At 32.7% G+C, this 25,217-nt stretch carries 19 protein-coding genes; 13 read left to right on the top strand and 6 right to left on the bottom strand.

What is annotated here, in order from left to right; genetic code table 11:
- Positions 1 to 26: 26 nt before the first annotated feature.
- The 3 genes from ilvD to E0I26_RS11440 form a co-directional block, all read right to left on the bottom strand.
- Positions 27 to 1,700, bottom strand: a complete 1,674-nt coding sequence (ilvD, locus tag E0I26_RS11450; protein WP_131916613.1) for a dihydroxy-acid dehydratase — start codon at positions 1,698 to 1,700, stop codon at positions 27 to 29.
- Between the two features lie 272 nt (positions 1,701 to 1,972).
- Positions 1,973 to 3,088, bottom strand: coding sequence for a 3-isopropylmalate dehydrogenase (leuB, locus tag E0I26_RS11445; protein WP_131916612.1), 1,116 nt, complete (start codon positions 3,086 to 3,088; stop codon positions 1,973 to 1,975).
- 38 nt (positions 3,089 to 3,126) lie between these two features.
- Positions 3,127 to 4,302, bottom strand: a complete 1,176-nt coding sequence (locus E0I26_RS11440; RefSeq protein ID WP_131916611.1) for a 2-isopropylmalate synthase — start codon at positions 4,300 to 4,302, stop codon at positions 3,127 to 3,129.
- A gap of 154 nt (positions 4,303 to 4,456) precedes the next feature.
- Here E0I26_RS11440 and E0I26_RS11435 point away from each other — a divergent pair, with 154 nt between their 5' ends.
- The gene (locus tag E0I26_RS11435; RefSeq protein WP_131916610.1) at positions 4,457 to 6,001 is read left to right on the top strand and encodes a hypothetical protein; all 1,545 of its coding nucleotides are present in this window, start codon (positions 4,457 to 4,459) and stop codon (positions 5,999 to 6,001) included.
- Positions 6,002 to 6,089: 88 nt separating this feature from the next.
- Complete coding sequence (locus E0I26_RS11430) at positions 6,090 to 9,134, top strand: metallophosphoesterase (protein ID WP_131916609.1); 3,045 nt, start codon at positions 6,090 to 6,092, stop codon at positions 9,132 to 9,134.
- A gap of 73 nt (positions 9,135 to 9,207) precedes the next feature.
- Here the strand turns inward: E0I26_RS11430 and E0I26_RS11425 are convergent, their stop codons facing one another.
- A complete protein-coding gene (locus E0I26_RS11425; protein WP_131916608.1) occupies positions 9,208 to 11,184 on the bottom strand; it encodes an alpha-ketoacid dehydrogenase subunit alpha/beta in 1,977 nt (658 codons plus the stop codon).
- A 172-nt stretch (positions 11,185 to 11,356) separates the two neighbouring features.
- Here E0I26_RS11425 and E0I26_RS11420 point away from each other — a divergent pair, with 172 nt between their 5' ends.
- The 11 genes from E0I26_RS11420 (at position 11,357) to E0I26_RS11370 (ending at position 21,193) form a co-directional block, all read left to right on the top strand.
- Positions 11,357 to 12,307: an isopenicillin N synthase family dioxygenase gene (locus tag E0I26_RS11420; RefSeq protein ID WP_131916607.1), complete on the top strand. Its 951-nt coding sequence runs from the start codon at positions 11,357 to 11,359 to the stop codon at positions 12,305 to 12,307.
- Positions 12,308 to 12,420: 113 nt separating this feature from the next.
- Positions 12,421 to 12,750, top strand: coding sequence for a translation initiation factor (locus E0I26_RS11415; RefSeq protein WP_131916606.1), 330 nt, complete (start codon positions 12,421 to 12,423; stop codon positions 12,748 to 12,750).
- Between the two features lie 135 nt (positions 12,751 to 12,885).
- Complete coding sequence (locus E0I26_RS11410) at positions 12,886 to 13,755, top strand: nucleoside phosphorylase (protein WP_131916605.1); 870 nt, start codon at positions 12,886 to 12,888, stop codon at positions 13,753 to 13,755.
- 29 nt (positions 13,756 to 13,784) lie between these two features.
- A complete protein-coding gene (locus E0I26_RS11405; RefSeq protein ID WP_131916604.1) occupies positions 13,785 to 14,228 on the top strand; it encodes a GNAT family N-acetyltransferase in 444 nt (147 codons plus the stop codon).
- Positions 14,225 to 14,602 carry a VOC family protein gene (locus tag E0I26_RS11400; RefSeq protein ID WP_131916603.1) on the top strand — a complete coding sequence of 126 codons (378 nt, stop codon included), beginning with the start codon at positions 14,225 to 14,227 and terminating at the stop codon, positions 14,600 to 14,602. Before E0I26_RS11405 ends, E0I26_RS11400 begins: the two co-directional genes overlap by 4 nt.
- A gap of 87 nt (positions 14,603 to 14,689) precedes the next feature.
- A complete protein-coding gene (locus E0I26_RS11395; protein ID WP_131916602.1) occupies positions 14,690 to 15,814 on the top strand; it encodes an SDR family oxidoreductase in 1,125 nt (374 codons plus the stop codon).
- 70 nt (positions 15,815 to 15,884) lie between these two features.
- A complete protein-coding gene (locus E0I26_RS11390) occupies positions 15,885 to 16,424 on the top strand; it encodes a GNAT family N-acetyltransferase (RefSeq protein ID WP_131916601.1) in 540 nt (179 codons plus the stop codon).
- A gap of 23 nt (positions 16,425 to 16,447) precedes the next feature.
- Positions 16,448 to 16,942, top strand: coding sequence for a hypothetical protein (locus E0I26_RS11385; protein WP_131916600.1), 495 nt, complete (start codon positions 16,448 to 16,450; stop codon positions 16,940 to 16,942).
- A 48-nt stretch (positions 16,943 to 16,990) separates the two neighbouring features.
- Positions 16,991 to 17,842 (top strand): substrate-binding domain-containing protein, encoded by an 852-nt coding sequence (locus tag E0I26_RS11380; RefSeq protein ID WP_131916599.1) that lies wholly within the window; start codon positions 16,991 to 16,993, stop codon positions 17,840 to 17,842.
- A gap of 21 nt (positions 17,843 to 17,863) precedes the next feature.
- Complete coding sequence (locus E0I26_RS11375) at positions 17,864 to 18,796, top strand: transglutaminase (protein ID WP_131916598.1); 933 nt, start codon at positions 17,864 to 17,866, stop codon at positions 18,794 to 18,796.
- 138 nt (positions 18,797 to 18,934) lie between these two features.
- The gene (locus E0I26_RS11370; RefSeq protein WP_131916597.1) at positions 18,935 to 21,193 is read left to right on the top strand and encodes an acyl-CoA dehydrogenase family protein; all 2,259 of its coding nucleotides are present in this window, start codon (positions 18,935 to 18,937) and stop codon (positions 21,191 to 21,193) included.
- Between the two features lie 308 nt (positions 21,194 to 21,501).
- On the opposite strand, the gene E0I26_RS11365 is transcribed toward E0I26_RS11370, so the two are convergent.
- Both E0I26_RS11365 and E0I26_RS11360 read right to left on the bottom strand, forming a co-directional pair.
- A complete protein-coding gene (locus E0I26_RS11365) occupies positions 21,502 to 22,803 on the bottom strand; it encodes a TolC family protein (RefSeq protein WP_131916596.1) in 1,302 nt (433 codons plus the stop codon).
- On the bottom strand, positions 22,796 to 25,216 hold the full coding sequence (locus E0I26_RS11360; protein WP_131916595.1) for an ABC transporter permease: 2,421 nt from the start codon (positions 25,214 to 25,216) through the stop codon (positions 22,796 to 22,798). The genes E0I26_RS11365 and E0I26_RS11360 overlap by 8 nt, the downstream gene beginning before the upstream one ends.
- Position 25,217: the final 1 nt, after the last annotated feature.

The following is a 25,217-nucleotide window of genomic DNA, read 5'->3' as shown; positions in this document are numbered from 1 at the left end:
TCCTTCGGAGGGGGTTGGGGGGAGGATTATTTATCGGTTACACATCCAGTGGATGCACTTGAGACGGATCTGGCATATTTTAACAAAACTCCTTTAGTAGCCTTTAAAGCCGGTTGAACCCAACTTGCTTTTCTGGCTGCAAATTCTTCATCAGAAATTTTGAGATTTATCGTATTGTGTTTTGCATCGATGGTAATTATATCTCCGTTCTTGACGAGTGCAATTCCACCACCATCATAAGCTTCCGGTGTTACGTGACCTACCACGAATCCATGTGAACCTCCAGAGAACCTACCATCAGTAATCAGGGCAACGCTACTTCCTAATCCGGCTCCAATAATGGCTGATGTTGGTTTTAGCATTTCAGGCATCCCAGGACCGCCTTTTGGTCCACAATATCGGATGACGACTACATCCCCTGGTTTTACCATTCCAGCTTGAATACCTGGAATTACATCGAATTCACTTTCAAAAACAACAGCAGTTCCTTCAAAATATTCTCCTTCTTTACCGCTTATTTTTGCAACAGCTCCTTCAGAAGCAAGGTTTCCATATAATATTTGAATATTTCCTGTTGGTTTTAATGCTTTTTGGATTTCATAAATTACGTCTTGTCCATCATTCAAATCAGGAACCGAAGCTAAATTTTCGGCAACTGTTTTTCCAGTTACGGTTAAACAGTCTCCATGAATAAATCCTTCTTTTAACAAATATTTCATTACTGCAGGAACACCTCCAACATCATGTAAATCCTCCATCATGTATTTACCACTCGGTTTTAAATCAGCAAGTACAGGAGTTTTATCACTTATTGCTTGAAAATCTTCCAAAGTAATTTCGACATCAACAGAATGTGCCATTGCAATTAAGTGCATTACTGCATTTGTAGAACCTCCTAAAACGGCTACCAGTGTAATCGCATTCTCAAAAGCTTTACGAGTCATAATATCTCTTGGCTTAATATCTTTTTCTAATAGTATCCTGATTGCTTTTCCAGCCTCAAGACATTCTTGTCTTTTTTCTTTGCTCAAAGCGGGATACGAGGAACTGTACGGTAAACTCATCCCCAGTGCTTCGATAGCTGATGACATGGTATTTGCTGTGTACATACCGCCACAAGCACCAGCACCTGGGCATGCATTTTGAATAACTCCTTTAAAATCTTCATCAGAAATAGTATTTTGGAATTTTTTTCCTAATGCTTCAAAAGCAGACACAATATTCAAAGATTCCCCTTTCCATTTTCCAGAGTGAATTGACCCTCCATAAACCATAATGGCTGGGCGATTTACTCTTCCCATAGCGATTAAGGCTCCTGGCATATTTTTATCACAACCTGGAATTGCAATCAAACTATCATACCATTGCGCTCCCATTACTGTCTCGATAGAATCCGCAATTACATCACGAGATACTAAAGAAAAGCGCATACCATCTGTACCATTCGAAATACCGTCACTGACACCAATTGTATTAAAAATCAAACCGACTAAATCAGCATTCCAAACCCCTTGTTTAACATCTTTTGCAAGATCATTTAAGTGCATGTTACACGTATTTCCTTCGTAACCCATGCTTACGATTCCTACCTGTGCTTTTTTTAAATCCTCTTCAGTTAAACCAATTCCGTAAAGCATCGCTTGTGCTGCCGGTTGCGTTTGGTCTTGAGTAATAGTCTTGCTGTATTTATTTAATTCCATTATATGATTGTTTCTGTATTTTAAATTTATTCCAAAAAAAAACCTCCCAAAATAATTGGGAGGTTTTAAATATTTTTTTAATTATATCTATACCATTCCCTCTGCACATGTGATAATCACATTGACATTAATAATTGAAGAAATAATAGATACGATTTGCATTTTTTTATTTTTATTTGCTTCAAAAGTATAAAAACAAATAGTACTAAAAAAATATAATCTCAATATTATATGCATTTTCAATTATTAAATGCATTTTTGATTATTGCTTGTTAAACAATAGTTGATTGTCCTATATAGACATTGTCACTTTTAAAATATAGGTCGTCTTTACTTAAAATGTAATTTGAAATAAAGTCTCCCACTTCATTTGTTCCAAATTTTGAATAGGGATTTAAATCTGCCGTGACGACATTCAATTCAATTGCTTTTTGTACTGCTTCGTATACTTTTTGCGATTCGACTTGAAGACCAAAATGTTCCAAAAGCATCGCCGCTGATACTATTGAAGCGATAGGATTAGCGATATTTTTTCTATTTGCTTCTGGATAGGAACCGTGAATAGGTTCAAAAAGAGCATTTGAATTTCCTAAAGATGCTGATGGTAATAATCCTATTGAACCCGTAATTACACTTGCTTCATCAGATAAAATATCGCCAAATAAATTTTCAGTCAGAATCACATCAAATTGTTTTGGATTAATGATTATTTGCATCGCAGCATTATCAACAAAAAGAAAATCTAAGGTTACATCAGGATATCCTTCTGCAATTTCTTTCACTACTTTTCTCCATAATCGTGACGTTTCAAGAATACTGGCTTTGTCAACCAAAGTCACCTTTTTTTGTCTTTTTTGAGCAGTTCTAAAAGCCAAATGACTGATTCTAATAATCTCTTCTTCTGAATATTCACATAAATCAGAAGCTAACGTTCCCTGTTCATTAATCTTTTTCTCACTAAAATAGGATCCTCCCGAAATTTCTCTGAAGATTATAAAATCAACGCCTTCAATTATTTTTCTTTTCAAAGGAGATAAATCCAATAAGTCATTATAAGGTTTTATAGGTCTTATATTCGCATACAATCCTAATGCTTGTCTCAATTTTAATAATCCTTGTATAGGACGTAATCTTGAATCTGAATTAGTATCGTATTTTGAATCATCAATAGCTCCAAACAATATAGCATCAGTGTTCAAACAAAGATTCAATGTTTGTTCCGGCAAAGGATTTCCTGTTTTTTCAATAGCAACAGCACCAATAAGAGCGTCTTCAAAAACAAACTCATGATCGAAAACCACACCAATTGCATACAACGCTTTTTTTGCTTGTAAGATTACCTCCGGACCTATTCCGTCTCCTGAAAGTACTGCTATTTTTAAGTTCATAATAGTAAGATTTAGATTTTAATAGAAATCAAAATATTTTAGTTAAGGATTAATTCCTTATTCATTTTACAAGCTTCAATTATTTGATGAATATCATCATCAAGAACTTCTTTCTTAATGTCGGCAAACTTTAAAAACTCTCCATAAACAACATCTAATTGCACTTTTGAAAGTTCGTACCCTACTTTTTTGGCTCTGTAGGCCAAAGCTGCTCTACCACTTCTGGCGGTAAGAACTATAGATGATTCATTGACTCCTACTTCTAAAGGATCCATGATTTCATAAGTCGCTCTATTTTTTATCACACCATCTTGATGAATTCCGGAGCTGTGCGCAAAAGCATTTGCACCAACAATTGCTTTATTGGGTTGTACCATCATTCCCATACTTTCAGAAACCAATCGGCTCATTTCATTCAGCTGACGTGTATTGATATTGGTATCCAAATTCAAATAAGGATGTTGTTTGAAAATCATCACTACTTCTTCCAGCGCTGTATTTCCGGCTCTTTCACCTATTCCATTTATCGTACATTCAATTTGTCTGGCGCCATTTACCGCTCCTGCAATTGAATTAGCTGTAGCCATTCCTAAATCATTATGGCAATGACAAGACAAGATTACATTTTCAATCCCTTTGACGTTTTCTTTTAAGTACTTAATTTTTGCACCATATTCTTCGGGTAAACAATAACCCGTTGTATCTGGAATATTAAGTACGGTAGCCCCTGATTTTATTACTTCTTCACAGACTCGAGCCAAAAATTCATTATCTGTTCTACCAGCGTCTTCAGCATAAAATTCCACATCTTCAACATACGATTTAGCATGTGAAACGGCAAATTTTGCTCTGGCAATAATATCTTCTCTGGTTGTGTTTAGTTTGTGTATTATATGCGAATCCGAAGTTCCTATTCCAGTATGTATACGAGGTCTTTTTGCATGCTTTAAAGCTTCTGCAGCAACATCAATATCATTTTTAACCGCTCTTGTTAATCCGCAGACAACTGCATTTTTAACCACCTTGCTTATTTCTGAAACAGATAAAAAATCACCTGGACTAGACACAGGAAAACCAGCTTCAATAATGTCAACACCCATTTCGTCCAGTCGATTTGCTATAACGAGTTTTTGATTGGTATCTAATTTACATCCTGGGACCTGTTCGCCGTCTCTTAAAGTGGTATCAAAAATTTGAACTTTCTCTCTATTCATTTTCATTTATTTAATGTAATTTCACAACTTGATAACAAAAATATCTTTCATTACTTTAATATAAAACTCAATTTAATGAAATATACTGCTTATAAAGCAAATAATAACTTTGTAAGATACTGAAAAACAACACATTAAGTTACTATATTTTACAATGGCTAACCATCAAAAAGATTTCTTATTTGTATTAATAAAATCCCTTTCAAAATCTGAAAAAAGACAATTCAAGATTTTTGCAAGCCGATTGGAAACCAGTTCCAATACAAAATTTATTGAATTATTCAATATTTTAGACAAATCAGAAGTCTATGATGAGAAACTGATTCTGAAAAGTGGTATCATTAAAAAAGTACAATTATCGAATCTAAAATCATACTTGTACAAACAAATTTTAGTGAGCATTCGATTGAATATTCCCAGCCAGAACATTAGGTATCAGCTTAGAGAACAAATTGATTTTGCTGCCATATTGTACAATAAAGGGTTATACAAACAGAGTTTAAAAATCTTGGATAAAACAAAGATTTTAGCCTTGGAGAATGACGAAAAACTCATGGCCTATGAAATCGTAGAATTCGAAAAACTTATTGAATCACAGTACATCACAAGAAGTATCCAAGGACGAGCTGATGAGTTAGTTATTCAGGCCAAAGAACTGAATTACCGCAATACCATTTCCAGTAAATTATCTAATTTATCGTTGCAACTGTACGGTATTATGCTTAAAACCGGTTATGTAAAAAGTGACGAAGAATACAAATACATTGACGACTATTTCAATAAACACATTTCTAAATTTGATGAGAAAAAGTTCGGTTTCAGAGAAAAATATTGGTTTTACAATGCCAATCTCTGGCGCAGTTTCTTAGTACAGGATTTTCTTTCCTGCTATAAATACGCTTTAAAATGGGTGACACTTTTTTATGACAACCCAAATATGATTTATTTGAATCCTGTATTTTTCCTAAAAGGAAACCATTATTTATTGGAATCACTATTTATGCTTAAATACAAATCAAAATTCAAAAGATATTTATTGCTTTTGGAGGACACTATAAAAGATCCGCGGTTCCCGGTGAATGACAATATAGCATCATTATCATTCCTGTATTTGTATAACAATAAGTTGAATTATCATATTCTGGAAGGTACGTTTGCCGAAAGCGAATACTTAATTCCTGAAATAGTAAACAAATTAAAAATTCATACAGATCATCTTGATGAACATCACGAAATGTTGTTTTACTATAAATTTGCGTCTATTTATTTTGGGAACGAAAAATATGCAGAATGTATATTCTATTTAGAAAAAATCATAAACAACAAAAATCTTTCGATGCGAGAAGATTTAATGTGTTTTGCCAGAATACTGTGTTTGATTGCTCATTATGAATTAGGAAAAGATTATTATCTGGAAAACCAGTTGAAAAACACTTATAAATTCCTCATCAAAATGAATGATTTACATGAAGTGCAAAAAGAAATCATTCGATTTTTGAAAAACTTAAACTCCATTTATCCAACAGATATCAAAAAGGAGTTTATAAAAATGAGAGCGCGATTTATCGAATTGGAAAAAAACACCTACGAAAAAAGGGCATTCCTTTATCTGGATATTATTTCTTGGCTCGAAAGCAAAATAGAGAACCGAAAAATCAGTGATATTATCAAGGAAAAAGCCAAGTTGATTAATCGATAGGTTTTCTAAATATTAAATGCAACTTATTTTAGACACTTACAACTAAACTAATTATCACAATATTAACAACTTAAACCACCATATTTATATGAATATTTTGCACATTACCGATTTACATTATAACTCTGAATCGTATGAAAAGAATACACAAAATAATATGATTATAAATTTTTTAAGCTATCTCAAAAATTTAGATAAAAAAATTGATTTAGTTATTTTTTCAGGAGATTTAGTGAATAAAGGCAATGATTTTAAAGAATTTTTAAATGCTAAAGATTTATTTTTAAATGAAATCTCAAAAATATTAAAAATTCCGTTGAATAATATTATATTATGTGCAGGAAATCATGATATGGATAGAAGTTTCAAATCAAAATCACTCGAAAATAGATTTGAAAATGAAATTACTGATTTAGAAAAATTATATTCATTTTTTAAAGAAAATGATAATGATTTTAAAAATAGTTTAAAAACAACCGAAAATTATAATTTATTTATTACTGACTTCTATGAAAACTCAGAAAATAATATTATTAATGAGCTTTGCACCGTCCATAAAAGAAAAATTGACAATAAAGATATTGGAATAATTTCTATAAATTCTTCCTGGCGATCCGTTGATGACACTTCAAATGGGAAATTATTATTTCCTACTCATTTACTCGAAGAAGCACTTTTTGAAGTAAAAAATTATAAATGCATATTTGTCGTATTACATCATCCAATTCATTGGTTCAAAGATTTTAACCAAAGTAAACTTCAAGAATTAATTTATAAAAATTGTAATATTATGTTCTCGGGTCATATACATGAATCTGAGATTACGACTCATTACAAGCAAAATAATGGCATTTTTGCGCATGTATCACCGGCATCTCTTACGTGGGATAAAAAACATGTTGGTTTTTCAATTATTGAGTATAATGCAGATTTTGAAGAGAATGCATTTGTAAACAAATATCATTTCAATATTGAAAAAGATTCATTCGAATTAATAGAGAAAGTTGAAGTCTTGATTCCTTGTGGGATTGAAAAATCTGAACAAAATAGAATCAGAGAGAAGGTAAATATAAAATTAACGACTGAGTTATTAAATGCTAAAGATTTATTATTATCAAATAATTTAGATAATGATAATGACAATTTATTCATGGATTTATTTAATAAGCCAAAAATAAAATTAAGCCCGAAACAAGAGATTAAAGAGAATACAACTTCGGATTCGAATAATTTTAATTTTGATACATTATTAATAAATGAAAATAATTATTTTATTTATGGTTATGATAAATCAGGAAAAACATCACTTTTAAAGTATATTCAGATTTATCATTTAAAAAACTACTCAAAAAATGGTAACATTCCTTTTTATATTGATTTCAAAGAAATAGATTCAAAAGATTTGATTGATGAAATTCGAAAGTATTATGGTTTAAGTAGAGAAAAAACAAAAGAGATAATTAAAAATCATAATTTTAGATTATTTATTGACAATTTTGATGTGAAGCATCCTTTTTGTAAACTACTTTCTAAATTCCTAGAAGAATTTCCAAATGTTAATTTTGTATTGACCTGCGATTATATTACATCAAGATTATATGATGAATACATTATTGATAGTAGGGAATATCAAAAAATATATTTGCATGATATATCTAGAAACGATGTAAGAACATATATCGAAAAAAATGATATCATAACAAATGAAAGTCAGGACAAATTATTGGAAAAAATAATTAGTTTTTGCAAACAAATTGAATTACCCCTAAGTTATTGGACAGTATCATTAATAATGCTGATTCATAAAAAATCAAAATTTGATATTTCAAAAAATATATATAATCTTTTAGATTTATGTGTAGATGAAATATTAGATAAGAAATTTAGGGTATTAAAAAATAGTAAAGTCTCATTTTCTCAAATAAAATCTATTTGTGGGCAATTAGCAAAATTTCTTTTATTTAATAATAGTGAAAATAATTATTCAAAGAAATATTCAGAAATATTAATAGAATTAGAAATTTATATTGATAATAACACCCGAATTAAAGCAGAAGCAAAAGAAATATTAGAGTATTTAATTAATTCCGGCGTTTTGAAAGTTAAAGAAGATGAAAGAATTTCATTTAGATTGAATGGTATATTTGAATTTTTCATAGCATATTACATGTCTGAACATAAAGAGTTTTTGGAAGAAGCACTTAATGACGATGTCTATCTTTCTTTTAAAAATGAATTTGAAATATATAGTGGTATTAAAAATGAAGATATTGATTTTTTAAAACTAATTTTTGAAAAAACTAATCAATATTTCAGTCCTATAAATAAAAGATACGAAGAAATGGGACGTTCAGATATTATTTTGATTTCAAAAGTTTCAGACAAAAATGATATTAATTTAGAGAATATCACCAAAGCTTTAAATCCTGTTGAACCTATTGAGAATGAGAAAAAAGATTTGTTAAAAGATAATTTTGACAGCGTATCGATCAACAGTGAAATTTCAATGAAAAAACAATATGATGTTTCAAAGCTCGATTTAGAAATTTATGAAAGATATATATCCGTTTTAGCTAGAGTTTTTAAAACTATGGATGGTGTTACTGATGCAAAATTATTATCAGAAATACTAGATTTTTTACTTGAAACATATATAAATTTCGGTTTCTATTTTATTGAAGAATTTGAGAAAGACTTAAAAGAAGTTGAAAATATTGATAACGAAAATATTTTAGAGACTATAAGTAAAATATTGCCATTTATATCTCAAATTAACATGACTGATAATATAGCGCAACATAATATTGAAAAAGTAATATTGTCAAAAATTGAAGAACTCAAAAAAAATTACAAAAATAATCAATACAAATTATTTATTTTATATCTAATTCTAATGGATACTGACGAAGAAAATATATATAAGTATTCCGATGAATTGATAAATTTTATGGAAATAGGAGTTTTAAAATATTCAACTATTCTAAAATTAAATTATTATTTTTCATTCAATGGAAATAACAATAGAAAATTGTCAGATTTTCTAAAGCAAAAAATAAAATATGCTCAATTAAAACTTGATAACAAAACAGATAAAGATAGACTTCAACAGCATCTGGATAAAAAAAGGTTTTGATATTATAGTTTAAACATCAAAAATGGCTTCCTGATTTTGGAAGCCATTTTTTGTATAAATTTTATTGAAAATATTAATATTCGATCAATTCCTGCAACGTTTGCTCAAACCTTGCTTTCGGCAAATATTGATCTTCCAATGCTTTTGTAAACGGAATTGGCGAGTCTAAACTTGCTACGCGTTTTACGGGAGCATCTAAGTATTTGAAACAATTTTCCATTATCATTGCCGAAATATCGCTGGCTATTCCGCCAAACATGCTGTCTTCCTGATAAATAATCACTCTTCCCGTTTTCTTCACAGAAGCAAAAATAGCTTCTGTATCTAAAGGCTGTAAGGTTCTTAAATCCAATAAATCAGCCGAAATTTCAGGTTTTTTTGCTAAAGTATCCAAAGCCCAATGCACCGCTGCTCCAAACGAAATAATAGTAACATCATTACCTTCTTTCAATAAAGCCGCTTTTCCTAATGGAATGGTATAATAATTTTTTGGTACGTCTTGGTAAACGCTTCTGTACAATTGTTTGTGTTCAAAAAACAGAACCGGATTTGGGTCGTTTATAGCAGTATTCAACAATCCTTTGGCATCATACGGAAATGCCGGGTAAACCACTTTTAAACCTGGTGTTTTGGTAAACCAAGCTTCATTGGTTTGCGAGTGAAAAGGTCCTGCTTGTGTTCCGCCACCGCATGGCATTCGGACCACAACATCGGCTTTTTCTAACCATCGGTAATGTGATTTGGCTAATAAATTCACAATTGGATTAAATCCTGTTGAAACAAAATCGGCAAACTGCATTTCCACAATCGCTTTGTATCCATTAATCGACAATCCCATTCCTGCCGAAACCACTGCACTTTCACAAATTGGCGTATTGATAACACGCTCTTTGCCAAACTGCGCTACAAAACCATCTGTAATTTTGAAAGCACCGCCATATTCAGCGATATCCTGACCCATGATTACTGAGTTTTCATGGCGTTCCATTGATTGTCTCAAACTGGTAGAAATCGCATCTATAAAACGAATATTTGCTTTTTCCTCTGAAGGATTAACTTGCTCGAATGCATACGGTTTGTAAACATCATTTAGTTCTTCACTTAAAGAAGCTTCAATCTCAGGTTCCGCATTGGCAATAGCCAGACTTTCATCAATTTCCTTCTTTATTTCAGTATGCAAAGCCGCATCAAAATCGACAGTAAGAACTCCGTTTTCGGTTAAGTATTTTCTATAATTTTCTACTGGATCTTTAATCGACCACATATCCATTAACTCTTGCGGAACGTATTTAGTACCACTCGCCTCTTCATGCCCGCGCATTCTGAAGGTTTTGAATTCCAATAAAACAGGGCGCGGATTTTCTTTCATCGAAGCTTTCAATTCAGATAATAAATTATAGACTTCCAAAATATTATTTCCATCGACAATATGACTTTCCATTCCGTATCCTTTTCCTTTATCGGCTAGGTTTTCGCAACGGTATTGTTCATTCGTTGGAGTCGAAAGTCCATAACCGTTATTCTCTATCACAAATAGAACCGGTAATTCCCAAACCGAAGCTATATTCAACGCTTCATGAAAATCACCTTCGCTTGTTGCTCCCTCGCCGGTAAAAACTGCCGTAACTTTTCCGTTTTTCTTGAGTTTATTGGCCAAAGCGATTCCGTCAGCAACGCCTAATTGTGGACCTAAATGCGAAATCATTCCTATAATCTTGTATTGTTGTGTTCCAAAGTGAAAACTTCGATCACGACCTTTGGTAAAACCATTGGCTTTACCTTGCCATTGCGAAAAAAGACGGTACAACGGAATGTCTCTTCCAGTGAAAACACCAAGATTTCTATGCATTGGCAAAATGTACTCATCCGAATCTAAAACTGCCGTAACACCTACAGAAATAGCCTCTTGGCCAATTCCAGAGAACCATTTTGATACTTTTCCCTGACGGATAAGAATCAACATTTTTTCTTCTATCAGTCTTGGTTTCAGGATTCTTTTATATAAATCTAATAATTGATCGTCAGTAAGATTTTTTCTGTCAAAGGTCATTTTTTCGGTTTTATTGTATGGTTCAAAGATAAAAAAATATAACAGTTTAGTGTTATTTTGTTATATTTTTTTATGTTGTTTATAAGTTTTAAAATTCAGATATAAAATTATTCTTTACATTTGTATCTGCAAGGTTTTTAACCTTACAAGTTATTAAAAAATATTTAAAAGTATGCAAAACATTCCTAGTGTTGACTTGCGTGATTTCCTTTCGGACGACCCGAAACGTAAACAAAAATTTGTAAATGAAATCGGAAGTGCATTTGAAGATATTGGCTTCGTAGCACTCAATGGGCATTTTTTAGATGACCAGTTGGTTGATGAATTGTATAGTGAAATCAGAAATTTTTTCGCTTTACCTTTAGAAACAAAACACAGTTATGAAATCCCTGGAATTGGCGGACAAAGAGGCTATGTTTCTTTTGGAACAGAACATGCCAAAGGCAGAAAAGAAGGCGATTTGAAGGAGTTTTGGCACTTTGGACAATATGTGTCAAAAGATTCAAAATACGCATCAGAGTACCCAGAAAACGTTGAAGTTAAAGAACTTCCCCGTTTTAATGTTGTAGGTAAAGAAGCCTACCAAATGCTGGAAAAAACAGGCGTTTATGTTTTGAGAGCTTTGGCTTTACACCTTGGTTTAGATGAATTTTATTTTGATCAGTATGCCAAAGACGGAAATTCAATTTTAAGACCTATTCATTATCCACCAATCACGTCAGAGCCGGCAAACGCTATTCGTGCTGCTGCTCATGGTGATATCAATTTGATTACTTTATTGATGGGTGCGCAAGGAAAAGGATTGCAAGTACAAAATCACGATGGAGAATGGATTGATGCCATTGCTGAACCGGATGAATTAGTGATCAATGTGGGTGATATGTTATCGCGTCATACCAATAACAAATTGAAATCGACCATTCATCAAGTGGTAAACCCACCGAGAGAATTATGGGGAACATCACGTTATTCTATTCCGTTTTTTATGCATCCGGTGAGTGATATGAAATTGGATTGTTTGGAAAACTGTATTGATACAGAACATCCAAAAAAATTCGAAGATATTACCGCGGGAGCCTATTTATACGAACGTTTAGTAGATTTAGGGCTAATCAAAAAATAAACTTAAGTTTACGTCAATTAGTGAAAGACATTAAGTTTATGCTTAATGTCTTTTGTTTTTTACCATTTAAATCTGCGGTAATCCGTAAAATCCGTGTTCAAAAAATATACATTATGGACTTACAAGACCAATTAAAAAATCTTTTTCCAGATCACGAACCATCACCTGAACAGCCAATTGAAGAAGTGGCACACGAATTATACGTTCAAAAAGAGCCTATGATTTGCAAATTTGAAAAGCGAAAAGGAAAAGCTACCACTATAATTGAGGGTTACGAAGGAACCGACGAAGATTTTAAAATTCTAGCCAAAGAAATCAAAACAAAATTGAGTGTTGGTGGAACTTTTAAAGATGATTCTATCATTATTCAAGGTGATTATCGCGATAAAATAATGATTATTTTAAAAGAAAAAGGTTTTAAAGTAAAACGTGTTGGAGGCTAGTGGTCATTGCGAGGAACGAAGCAATCTCATTCGGCTAAGCCACTGCTGTATCTGCAATGGTGCTCCAGTTAGTGTGATTGCTTCGTTCCTCGCAACGACTACTTAAACTCCTGTAATAACTTAATCAATTTAACAATGATACAATCATCAGAATTAATATTAAATCCAGACGGTAGCGTTTACCATTTGAATTTAAAACCAGAACATATTGCACACGATATCATCTTTGTAGGGGATCAAAATCGCGTGGAAAAAATCACACAGTTTTTTGATAGCATCGAATTTTCGACTCAAAAAAGAGAATTCAAAACCCAAACCGGGATTTTCAAAGGCAAGCGAATTACAGTAATGTCAACAGGAATTGGTCCTGACAATATTGACATCGTTATTAATGAACTGGATGCTTTGGTTAATATTGATTTGGAAACCCGACAACCAAAAGAAAATTTAACTTCTTTGAACATCATTCGTATTGGAACTTCAGGTTCTTTGCAAGCGGATATTCCTGTGGACAGTTTTGTGATGTCAAAATTTGGGTTAGGACTGGATAACATGCTCCGCTCCTATTTGATTGACGAAGTTTCGAATCTTGAAATGGAAGATGCTTTTGTGAAACACACCAATTGGGATTTGAGAAAAGGAAAACCATGCGTGATTGCTTGTTCCGAAAAATTGGAAAAAATGATAGAGAGCGACAAAATGCATAAAGGAATTACTGCAACAGCCGGTGGTTTTTACGGTCCGCAAGGACGTGTTTTGCGTTTGAATATTCAAGATGAGGAATTGAATGCTAAAATGGATAATTTTAAATTTGGTGGCAACCAAATCACAAATTTAGAAATGGAGACCGCAGCTATCTATGGGCTTTCGGCGCTTTTAGGACACAATGCATTGTCATTAAACGCCATCATTGCCAATCGTGCTTCGGGAACATTTAGCAAAGATCCATACAAAGCCGTTGATGAATTGATTGCGTATACGTTGGATAAATTGGTTAAAAATTAAATTCTGATTTTGATATCGTGACTAAAAAAATGGATGAAATTGAATTGACCTATAGAAAATGTTTAAACACAGATATTGAATATCTTCTTTGGTTAAGAAAAAAAACAATGAATGAGCATCTGATCTATTCAGGTATTGATATAAGCCATGAAAATCATTTAAAGAGAATTATGTTTCAATTTGAGCAAGCAAAAATTATTCTTTTAAAGGACCAAAAAATAGGTCTTTTAAAAATACTCGAACAACAGAGCAATATTGAAATAATACAAATTCAAATTGAGCCACTATATCAAGGTAAAGGTATTGGACAAAAAATCATCAAATCGGTCATTGAAAAATTATCTGATGAAAAATTGTCAGTTACATTAAGTGTCTTAAAGGAAAATAAGGCAAAAAAACTTTATGATTCTATTGGATTTAAAGTGATTAGCGAAAATAATGAATCATTTATAATGAAATATGAAAAAACATGAACTTACGGATTGCAAGACACACTAACAATTTAGAAAAAATAGAAGATTTTTATGTTAACATTCTTGGTTTTGAACGTATTGGAGGTTTTCAAAACCACAACAATTATGATGGTGTTTTTATTGGAAAACCAAAATTAGATTGGCATTTTGAATTTACACAATCTGATGCAAAAGCCAATCATACATTTGATGAAGACGATGTTACAGTGCTTTACTCAAAAACAATTTCAGAACATAACACCCTAATAAAAAGTGTTTTAGAAAGCAATATTTCAATCATAACTTCCAAAAATCCATATTGGAATGAAAACGGCAAAATGTTTCTTGATCCTGATGGATTTCGAATTGTCATTTCCGATTTGAAAGCAGATTGATAATTATCGATTTCAAAAACTCGATGCGACTTTAAACCTGAAATATTTAGTATTTAAAACTACCTTTGCCTTTACAACAAAACGATAATGAAAATAATACTTACAGGTGCAACAGGAGTTCTGGGATCTCATATTATGTATGAAATTCTGGAGCTTTTCATCAACACTAAAATTGATGGAAAACTCTTTATTATTGCACGAAATAAAGGAAAAAACTCCGCTTTAGATCGAATTAACGAACTTTTATCCAGCAGTTATACGCCTAAAATCATAAAAGACAAAGGAATAGCAAAACTGCACGAATACATTGAAATCATCGATACCGATTTGGCTGTCATTCAGGACACTTTTTCAAGCCAAATAAAAGGTGCTTATTTCATCCATTCGGCTGGATATGTGAATTTATCTACCGATGAAGAGCAACGGGAAAAGATTTTTGATGAAAACACTAAAATCACAAAATCCCTTTTCAATATATTTCATCCTTTTATAAAAAAGTTTATTTACATCAGCACCGCTTTTTCTTCGGGGGAACGAAAAGGAATGATTGACAATGATTTTCATAATTTAGATTTCATTCCAGAGCATCGCAATGCGTATGAAAACGCCAAATTCCACTCGGAAAACTTTGTTGCAACACAATGTAAATCTTTAGGGTTACCGTATCAAATCTTGCGTCCAAGCGTTATTGGAGGAAAAATGCTCGGAAAGGAAAGCAATTATTTTATTTCTAAATATATGGTTTTTTATCTTTTGGCCAAATTTTTTCACTTTACTGCCCAAAGAAAAAACGAACAGGAAAATGTACGTTTTATCATCAACGAAAAGACCGGATTAAACATAATTCCAGTCGATTATGTGGCAAAAGTGATTGTAAATACATTTGAAAGAGAAGACATTCAACAACTCAATATTGTGAATGATAAAAGTTTTAATATTGTAAAAGGATTGCAATTAATTATGAAGGAAGTGGGTTACACTAATTTCACATTAATTCAAAATTCTCTGGATTTCACATACAAAAACACCATCGAAAAACTCTATTACGAGAGCATTGGTAAACATTTAAAACCGTACCTCGTAACCGAAGCCAATGAATACGATACGACTTTATTGAACTCCATTCTGGAAATACCAAAACTGGATCAGGAGGCGTTCACCAATATGATTCGGTATGCGAGATTGAATAATTTTAAAGATATTAATGTGTAATTTTAGGAGCTATCCCGATACTTCGGGACGATCAGGGCTAAATTGTGTAACATCAAATTTTTAGAGAAAAATGAATCTTATTTTAGAAACCGACCGATTAATTTTAAGAGAAATGCTGCTTTCAGATGCCGAAGCTTTATTTGAAATGGACAGCAATCCTAAGGTGCATCAATATCTTTGGAACAAACCATTGACGGATATTAGCGAAGTACATTCCTATATAGAACTTGTTAGAGCACAATACGTCCAAAATAATATTGGACGATTTGTGGTTGTTTTGAAAGAAACCAATGAATTAATTGGTTGGGCCGGATTAAAATACAACACCGAAATGGTAAATAACAAAATTCATTTCTATGATATTGGCTATCGGTTAAACGAAAAATTCTGGGGCAAAGGATATGCCAGCGAGGCCAGTTTTGCTTGGCTGGATTATGGTTTTAATGTCATGAAAATCAAAATCATGGAAGCCGCAGCGCATACGGATAATATCGCTTCAAACAGAATACTACAAAAAATTGGACTGAAAATGACCGAACAATACTTGGAAGACGGCGTTTCTTGGAATTGGTTTGAACTTGAAAACGAAAGATTTAAGAATGATGATTAACTATTTTTGATTTAAGATTTAAAATGAATTTCCAAGAAACCATAAATTTTGTAAAACAAATTCCTTACGGAAGAAATGCCAATCGTTCCGATTTTTCATTGGTATTAACCGAAAAAAAAGGGACTTGCAGTTCAAAACATGCTTATTTAAAAAGTTTTGCAAATCAAAATAATATTCCAAATGTTAAATTGATAATTGGAATTTATAAAATGACCGAAGACAATACAAACATTGGAAACATTTTATCAGATAATAATATCAAATATATTCCGGAAGCACATTGTTACTTGAAAATTGATGGAAAAACGGTCGATGTAACTTCAAAAGAATCTAATTTTGATAAAATAAAATCAGAGATACTTGAAGAAATCGAGATTGAACCTTTTCAAGTAGCCGATTTTAAAGTAAATTATCATCAAAACTTTATTAAACGTTGGTTGAAAGAAACCGATTCAGAATTTACATTTGATGAAATCTGGGAAATTAGAGAACAATGCATACGTAATTTATCACTTTAAGAAACAAATTAAAGAGGATGAGATTGTTTCTTTCCTCACAAAGACAATATGAAGACAATTAAAATAGCTGGTGTTCCGGAACATTTCAATCTTCCTTGGCATTTGTCAATAGAAAATGGAGATTTCGAAAAAGAAAACATCGATTTACAATGGACTGACGTTCCCGAAGGAACCGGAAAAATGTGTCAAATGCTTCGTGATGGCGAGACTGATATTGCGGTAATTCTAACCGAAGGAATCTTAAAAGATATTGTTGCCGGAAACCCGAGTAAAATAGTTCAAGTGTATGTGGATAGTCCTTTAATTTGGGGAATTCATGTGGCTGCAAAATCAAATTATAAGACATTAGCTGACTTAGAAAATACTAAAGTAGCTATTTCTAGATTGGGTTCAGGTTCGCAATTAATGGCGTATGTAAATGCCGATAATCAAGGTTGGAAAACAGACAATCTTCAGTTTGAAATTGTAAATACAATCGATGGAGCTGTCGAGGCCTTGACGAATGGCACCGCTGATTATTTTATGTGGGAACGTTTTATGACCAAACCATTAGTCGATAAAGGTATTTTCCGAAGAATAGCTGACTGCCCAACGCCTTGGCCCTGTTTTGTTATTGCGGTTCGTGAGGAAGTTTTGGAAAAAAATCCAACAATTATTTCAAAAATTCTTGCCATCATTAATCAGACTACACAGGAATTCAAAGATATTCCATGTATTGACAAAACTTTGGCTTCAAATTACCATCAAAAAATTGAAGATATTCAAGAATGGTTGTCGTTAACGCAATGGTCACAAAAACCATTATTAGCAGAAATGTTAAACAAAGTTCAAAATCAACTTTTTCAACTTAAAATTATCGATAAAAAAGGTACTTTTGAGGATATTGTAAAAACAGTCTAGATTACTGTTTTTATTTTTGCTATGATAAAAATAAAAGAAATTAATTTTCAGGGTATAAAACAGCGATTTCAGGTCAAAAAACCCTGGGATGACGTTATTATTTTTATCCTGAACATATTAATTGCTATTCCGTTATTTATTATTGTACATCAAAATTTAATCAATCCCAATTGGTTTCTGAATATTGATCGAGTTGTTTTATTCTTGTTGATAATCGTAATTATTCAAATCATCCTTCGATTCTTGAGAACGATTATTCTCTTTTGTATCATTCTGTATTTGTTGGTTTTAGTTTACGGTTCTACCATTGGAAACTATGGTTTTAACAGCGTTTTTGAAGATTATAATTCAATAATGTACACGATGTCTGACAATCCATATCCACAAGATATCATCATTGCAAAGCTGCTTCCTTTTCCCAATAAATCAAAAATTATCAATGCCATCGAATATCAAAATCCTAAAATCAGGAATTTTGCGATTATGGCAACTTCAAAACATTTTAAAGACGTAAAAGGGTATTCTGATTACAGAACCATTATACAATGCTTTGCTGTTTTCAAGGAAATAAATAGTAGATGGAACTATGTAAGCGACCCAAAAGCAAGAGATTATATAGCTACGGCTACGGAATCACTGCTTTATTTTTCTGGTGATTGTGATGATCATTCGATAGTAATGGCTGCCAGTATCAAGTCTATCGGTGGAACTCCCCGATTAATCCATACTACAGGACATATTTATCCCGAAATACTGATAGGCTCTCTGACTGATTTAGAAAAAGTAAACTTTCTAATTAAAAATGTGCTATTTGTCAATGAGAGTAACGAAAATAAACTTCATTATCACGTTGATGAGCGTGGCCAAATCTGGATGAATCTGGATTATACGGCCAAATATCCCGGCGGACCTTTCCTGTCTGAAGAAATTTTAGGTGCCCTGACATTGGATTAATTTGATTTCATTTTTTGTTTAAGAAATCAAATTTTACTCCCTTCCGAATTTATAAGTATACCGTTACTCCTTCTCTTTAGTCATTAAATTTTCCTATCTTAACCAAACTTAAAATTTTTATTTTATTAAAAGTTTACTATGGAAAATTCAAAACTTAAAGCCTTTATTCCCCTTTTTTATCTGGTGTGGTCAGACGATCTCTTAACTCAAAAAGAATTCATTACGCTGCAAGATTTTATCCGTTCCCAGAGCTGGATTTCCGAAAAGGAAAAGGGATTTCTTTTTTCAAAAGTAGCCATTTCATCTCCGCCGTCCAGAGGACAGCTCGCTGATTGGAAAGCTGAAATCGAGCAAATTATTCAAGAAAAGCCTTCCATCAAATCCATTTTTGATATTTCAATTGTACTTTCAGAAAATGATGCAATTATTAAAGATCTTGCAACTGCTTTTATAAAACTGGAAAATGATCTGGGAATTTTAGGCGAAGAAGCTATTGGAAATTTTAAAACAAAGGTAAAAACCTTTACTTCAAATTATCAATCTGCCAACACATTCGAAATAGAAAAACTGACACAAATTCTGGATGGAGAACAATCTGCAATTATTAAGAAAGTAAAATCAATCATCAGCCGACCTGAATTTGCCTACGAAACTTCGACTGATACTGCCGTTTATCGTGAAAAAGTATACGATTGGTGCAAAATTCTGGCGAAAGAAAACTTAGGGAATATGGCCTATCCAAAGCAATACGGTGGTGGCGAAAACATTGGTGATTATTTTGCAATCATGGAAACATTGAGCTATCATGATTTAAGTCTGGTAATCAAATTTGGGGTACAATTCGGGCTTTGGGGTACAAGTATACAATCGCTCGGGACAAAAAAGCATTATAGTAAATACTTAAAAAATATTGGCTCTCTACAGTTACCCGGCTGTTTTGCAATGACTGAAACCAATCACGGTTCGAATGTAAAAGGAATGGAAACAACGGCGACATATAATCACGACAGCCAAACATTCACTATTCATACACCACATGAAAATGCGCAGAAAGAATATATTGGTAACGCCGCATTGCATGGTCAAATGGCTACGGTTTTTGCCAAATTAATCATTGATAAAATTGATTACGGGGTGAATGCCTTTATTGTTCCAATACGTGATGCGAATAGTAAAATCCTGAAAGGTATTACTATTGGGGACTGCGGACTTAAAATGGGACTTAATGGCGTTGATAACGGAACAATTCGTTTTGAAAATGTTGTCATCTCGAAAGAAAATATGTTGGATCGATTTGCATCGGTAAACGAAGAAGGGAAATTTGAAAGCCCGATCCCGAGTGACAATCGACGGTTTTTTACGATGCTTGGAACTTTGGTAGGCGGCAGAATTGGAATTCCGAGATCTGCTTTGGCCGCAGCCAAATCAGGATTAACAATAGCAATTAAATATAGTGACAAACGCAGGCAATTTGGACCAGAAGGCGGCTCAGAAGTCCCAATCTTGAATTACCGTATGCATCAACGCAGACTAATTCCACTATTAGCAAAAACATATGCGATACATTTTGCGCTACACTATTTGACTTCCCGTTTTATCAATAAAAAGGAATCTGAAATGCAGGAAATTGAAGCCCTCGCTGCCGGGATGAAAGCCTACTCAACCTGGAGTACTACCGATATTTTACAAGAATGTCGCGAAGCCTGCGGTGGCAAAGGATATCTATCCGAAAATCGTATTGATGCCTTGAAAAATGACACTGAAATCTACACTACTTTTGAAGGTGACAATACTGTATTGATGCAATTGGTAGCTAAGAATCGTTTATCAGAATTCCGTAAATCATTTGGTGAAATGGATGCAATGGGAATAATTAATTACGTTTATGAAAATGCCAAGATTGCAATTTCTGAAAAAAATCCAATTATAACCCGAATAACGGATGATGCCCATATACTCGATGATGAGTTTCATTTGAATGCCTTTCAGCACCGAGAAAAAACGACATTGGCTTCTGCAGCAAAACGATTGAAAAAGCTGATTGATAGCGGACTTGAACCTTATGATGCATTTAATGTGGTACAGCACCAAATGATAGATGTAGCTCAGGCTTATCTCGAACGAATTGTTCTGGAGCAGTTTCAAAAAGCCATAAAGAGTATCAAGGACAAAAAAAGTAAGGAAATTGTGTTGAAGTTGAGCCAATTGTATGCCCTTTCACAGATTGAAAAAAATAAAGGCTGGTATCTTGAAGATGGTTATATGGAAGCTGCAAAAACAAAAGCCATACGCAAGATGGTGAATCAGCTTTGCTGGGAAATCAGGCCGGATGCCGTTTCTTTAGTAAAAGCATTTGACATTCCTGAAAGTTGCCTTGCCGCTCCAATTGCATTGTAATAATCCAAGCTCTAACCATTTGGGTGTAATTATTCAAAACGTCAGTTCGAGTGTTTTTTGTGGAGTAAAACGGAACAAAAAATGTATCGAGAACCGTTTTTAATTCAAAATTTTCTTGTTCTCGATACAATTTTCTAACGAAAATCACTCGAACTGACGAAAATTATCATTAAAAACTAATTACACCCAACGGGTTATGCTCTAATGAAAAGTGATTTTATCAAATAAAACTCTTCAAATAAATGAGGAGTTTTTTTAAAGTCAAAGCAGAACTATTATTGTGAAAATTTTAAAATTCAGTCTTTCTTTTATAAACGATTATTTTTTAACAGATTTATTTTCAAGTCAATATATTGCAATTGAAGATTGTTTTTCAGCACTTCATATTCAGCCGAAAGTGACTGATTTTTTACTGAGGAATATAAAATCGCTTCCACTTTTCCGCTTATAAATTTAGCTTGCGTAGTGGCTAGAGAAGCTTTGGCATACTTTTGTTTCTCCATCAATTTGTTCTGAAGTTGCAAATAATTCCTTTTGTTTTGTTCTTCCAATACGATTTGTTTGTCCAAAAGTTGTTTTTCCTTTTCTATGGCAAGTTTTGTCTTATCACTTGCTATTTTCGATGCGCTGATTTTTTTATTGTTTCTAAAGCCATTAAAAACAGGAACGCTCAACTGCATACCAACTTGTTGACTTTTATTGTCTTCTAATTGATTGAAAAAAGAATCTGTGTTTGCATTTGCTTGTTTAATATTTTTATAATAAAAAGTAGAGTACCCATAATACGCTGACAATATGGGTAAATTACCGGCTCTTTCTAAACGAATCGACTTCAAACTGTTTTGATAATTGAGCTCTGCAAGTTTTATTTTAGGACTATACAGTTTAGTTTCAATATCTTCAGTTCGTTTATTTAAATAAGATTCTAACACAACTTCATCTGTTGCTACATCCGTAACATTTATCAACTGGAATAATTGTGTTTTTTTAATAGCGTACAATTGTTCGGTTTCCAGATTTCGGTTTTCTTCCTCCGAAAAACTCAATTGCATATCGTACAAATCGCTTTGAGGCTTACTCCCAATAGTCACTTCTTTAGTTACTCTGTCCAGGTTGAATGAAGCTTGCTTGAGTTGCTCTTTTTGAATTTTCAACAATTCTTGCGTGTAAAGTACTTGATAATAGCTTTCCAAAATTTGCAATTTATATTCGTTTTCTACAACTTCTTTCTCGGCTTTGGCTTGCTCAATATTGATTTTATCTTTTTGAGCATTCGCAAAAGCGCTGAAATCTATCAGGTTCGTTCTGGCATTTAGGTAGAAATTATCATTTTGAATATTAGAACTCACCCTTCCGTTAGTCGAAGGGTCAATGGTGGAACCAAAATTATATCCTTGTTCGCCATATAAATTGACAACAGGTAACATTCTATTTAAAACCGAATTTTGGGATTTCTGTGTTCTTTTTATTTCGAGTTGTCTGATTTTTATTTCGATATTATTCTGCAAAGCCGTTTCCATGCATTTTGTAAGCGACCAAGAATTTTCCTGGCCGCTGGCAAAAGCACTACATATTAAAAATAAAACTGTTATGACTGTTTTTCTATTCATATTTCAAATATTTCAAAACATCTGTTTTTGTCGCCTGATAGGCTTTTGACAGTACAATTATCAATGTTAAAACTAATAGTATTATGAATCCGAAAATGAATGGTAATACAGTCATGTCTATCCTAAAAGCGAAATTTTCGAGCCATTTGTTCAACAAATAATACACCGGAAACAATGCAAGCAGAAAACCAATTATGCAATACAAAATGTACTGTTTTGACAATTCTTTCAACAAAGTATTGGTTTCAGCTCCAAGCGTTTTTCGAATAGCGATTTCTTTCATACGTCTTTGTATCGAATAAGAAGCCAAAGCGAACAGACCGAAAAGCGCTATACCAATCACAACAATGTTCAGCAATGAAAAAAGGTTCTTTTGTTTTACGTAAGATTCATACGTTCTGGCATATTGTTTATCTACAAAATCATATTTAAATGGGTATTCCTTATCTACATTAGCTGTCCAAAATTTCTCGATATCTGCTATCGTATTTTCAACATTATCCGATTTTAGTTTTACGTAAACCTTGTCTATATTTTGAGCTATATCTACAGTTTTAAGATGATAAAAGTACATTGGCGGTACTTCGACTTCGGGACTCAATAAATTAAAATCTTTAATGATTCCTATTATTTTTAACTTTCGTTGTTTAACAATAATTTCTTGTCCAATTGGCTCTTTCATATTCATTAATTTTTGGGCCGTTTCATTAATTAGTACAGAAATAATGGTGTCAGAAGCATATTTCTCTTCAAGTCCCCTACCTTTTATGACTTTTATTTTCATCATTTCGAGCATACCGTAATCTACCGCAATTGTTCGTCCTTTAAAAAGCTCCTCTTTATACAATACTCCGCCTAATGAATCGTCTGAACCATTGAATGAAACCAAACCAGTAGAACTTTGTTCAACCCCTTTTATTTTAGCCAACTCGTGTTTGATAGTAGTGTATTTGTTGTAAATATTTTGTCCAACATTTTCTACTTCATAGTCCGAATTTGGAAGGTTTAAGGATATGGCAATCACTTGATCTCCTTTAAAACCAAGATCTTTATTGCTTAAATAGTTGACTTGCTGATACATAATATGAGATCCGATGATGAAAAATGCTGCAATTGCAAACTGAAAAATCAACATTCCGTTGCGCAACCAAACGCCACTTTTGCTTCTTCCAAAATTTCCTTTCAATACCTTTAAAGTTTCAAAATTAGAAACATAAACCGCTGGAAATATTCCTGCAACCAAAACTATAATGATGAAAATTAGAATTAATTGCATATAAAATTGACTACCCAAGATCATTAAGTTCTTGCCTAAAAAATCATTGTAATACGGCAACGCCAATTCTACAATGACCAAAGCCAATAAGATAGAAAATGAACTAATCAAGATAGTTTCGAAAATAAATTGCATAATAATATTACCTCTTGATGCGCCTATGATTTTGCGAACCCCAACTTCTTTGGCACGTTTTATGGCATTGGCTGTAGCCAAATTAATATAATTTACAATCGATAAAATGAGAATTAAAATGGATAGACCCATCATAATTAACAAAAATTGATAATTGCCTCTTCCTTCCGGGTAACCATCTGTTATAGAATGTAATCTAGCTTTTGAAAGTGGTTCCACAACTACTTTAAAATGCCCTATTTTCTTAGCCATATCCTCGGGAGTAAAACCCTCCTCCTTAGCTAATCTTGTTATGAAATCTTGATTGTATATTTTTTCAAGGCTTTGTCGCGTATGTTCAATTTTTGATGGATCTTTAATTTTCAGCAATAATTTCAAAACAAATGGAGCTGTCATGTTTGAAGTTACCAATTCCTTCATTTTATTGATAATGACATTTGGGGCAATTGATGAATTCCCCGGGATGTGATATACGGCACGCACAACAAACATTTGGTCAAGACATTTTATTTGTTTTCCGATTGGGTTTTCATTGCCAAAAACCCTTTTAGCAATAACATCAGAAATGGCTATACTAGAATCATCTTTTATTGCTGAAATAGCATCGCCATTAATAATTTTGAATGGAAAAAAAGAAAAGAAATTACTTTCTACATTGATGATTTTATCGACAAATTCTTTCTTTCCATTATAGCTAATTTTATCCTTTTGATACCAACTGTCAGCATATAGTATAGTTTCAACATTGGAATCTTTATCTAAAACAGGTTTTAGGAATAAGGAGCAATCTGAAAAAACTGGCATATCGCTCAATTGAACCAAAACTTGATAGACTTTTTCTTTTTCAGGATTCCATGCGTCATAGCTTTGTTCGTCGTTCCAATACAGCAAAGCGAAAATCAATCCTGCAATTCCTATGGCCAATCCTAAAACATTCAAAGCCGAAAACAGCTTGTTGTTTTTAAGGTGGTACGTAAATATATTAATCCAATTTTTTAGCATG

It is taken from the genome of Flavobacterium rhamnosiphilum, from assembly GCF_004349195.1.
Taxonomy (GTDB): domain Bacteria; phylum Bacteroidota; class Bacteroidia; order Flavobacteriales; family Flavobacteriaceae; genus Flavobacterium; species Flavobacterium rhamnosiphilum.
The sequence above is the reverse complement of the archived record's forward strand: the minus strand, read 5'-3'. Positions and strand labels throughout refer to the sequence as shown.